Below are 1,751 nucleotides of genomic sequence, written 5' to 3'. Positions count from 1 at the left end.
AATGTCAAAGCTGATTAGAGGCGCGACGTTGCCAGCCAGTTAGAAATGCGACACTCAGCACCTCTGCCGGCGCCGACGGTCAGCCCCCGATCCGCCCGGCTGGTCCGGGTTGCTAGGAAGGAGCGGGGGCGGGTGAGGGACACCCTTCGGCTTTAGCTTTGAGACTATGAGTGCCAGCGGTTCATTCCGCGGCCTCCATGCGCGCTAGCGCCTTCTGCCTTTTGGCAATGACCTCCGGATCATTCATGAAGTCCGTCCGCCGGCCGGGCTTGCGGCTGCGCTTCTGATAACCGTTGCTCTGGCTGCCATCGCGAATGCCAAACATATGATCCGTCTGGCCAGTGCGGCGAGGGCCGCTCTTACTGCGCTGCTGTTCACGCCCAGCCTGCATCTCGGCGACGATCGAAAGCATGTCGTCCAGGCGCTTGTTCTCGACGACCTCCGAACGATGGACCGATCGCAAGGTGTCGAAGGTTCTGTAGGGCAGGACGAGGCTCTCGTGTATGATCTCAAGGCGCCCGTCCGGATAGTCGCAAACAACGATCTTCTTGCCCGCCAGCGCCTTGGCCTGCTCCGTCGGATCGAGAATGAACAGCACCTTGTCATAGCGCAGCGTCAATGACTGCGACAGTGTGCGCACTTCCTTGCGGCACATGGCGCCATCAAGGTTCTCATGCGCGGCAAGCGGCCGGTGCATGTCCTTCGGATTGCGCGGCTGCTTGCCAAAGCGACGATTGAAGTCGGCCATGAACTCCGGCGCATAGTCATTGGCCGCGTCGATCGTGTCGATGCCGCGCAGCCGTAGTTCCTTGACCAATCGATCCTGCAGCGTCTGGTTGGCCCGTTCGACGCGTCCCTTGGCCTGCGGGGTGTTGGCGCATATAATGTCGATGTTGAGTTCATAAAGAGCCCGCCCGAACTGCGTCAGGCCGCTCGTCCGGTCCTTCTCCGAGGCATGGAGTGAGCGGAAAACGCCGTGCTTGTCGCTGTAGAAGGCCAGCGGCTTGCCCCATTGCTGCAGATAGGCCTTCGTCGCGTGCAGATAGTCAAATGTATTCTCCGATCCAGCAAAGCGAAGATGTAAAAGCTTGCCGGTGGCGTCATCAATATAGACGAGCAGAGCGCATTTGGGACCGCGGTTCTCGAACCACCAGTGATGCGACCCATCGATCTGCACCAGTTCGCCAAAGCAATCGCGCCGGCCGCGTGGCTGGAAAACCCGTTTCTTGCGTTCCCGACGCGAGATCCAGATGCCAGCCTCGGTCATCCATTGCCGCAGCGTTTCCTTGGCAACAGAAATCCGGTGCAGCTCGATGAGCTTCTCGCGCGCCAGCGTCGGACCGAAATCCAGATAGCGTTCGCGGATCAGATCCAGCGCCGCATTGCGGAAATCCTCGCTGTGGCGCCGATTGCTCGGCCGGGATCGCTTCTTCGAAACAAGACCGGCCGGACCATCTTGATCATAGGCCTGCAGCAGTCTGTGGATCTGACTTCGACTGAGGTTGAGCAGTTCGGCAGCCTGGACAACGCTCAGGCGCTCGTCACGAATCTTCTGGATGACTTCGAGGCGATACAACTCTTTCTGCGACATGGTGATCAAACAGGACATCACGACTCCGACCGCTCATGGTCTCGACCAGGCTGAAGGTCGTCATCCTTGCTCCCAACGTTGGCTTTGACCAGTGCGTCGAGAGGCGAGACTGTCGCATCTCTAACTGGCCCAACTGTCGCATTACTAAATAGCCACTACA

Annotated in this window: 1 protein-coding gene; it reads right to left on the bottom strand. The window is 59.2% G+C overall.

The features are described from left to right. Positions 1-181 precede the first annotated feature (181 nt). Complete coding sequence (locus AC07UR_RS33850; protein ID WP_209793397.1) at positions 182-1,609, bottom strand: ISNCY family transposase; 1,428 nt, start codon at positions 1,607-1,609, stop codon at positions 182-184. Between the last annotated feature and the right edge of the window lie 142 nt (positions 1,610-1,751).

It is taken from the genome of Ensifer sp. GW821-FHT05G01 (assembly GCF_059419585.1).
Note: the sequence above shows the minus strand (reverse complement) of the source record. Positions and strands in the feature narration are given on the sequence as shown.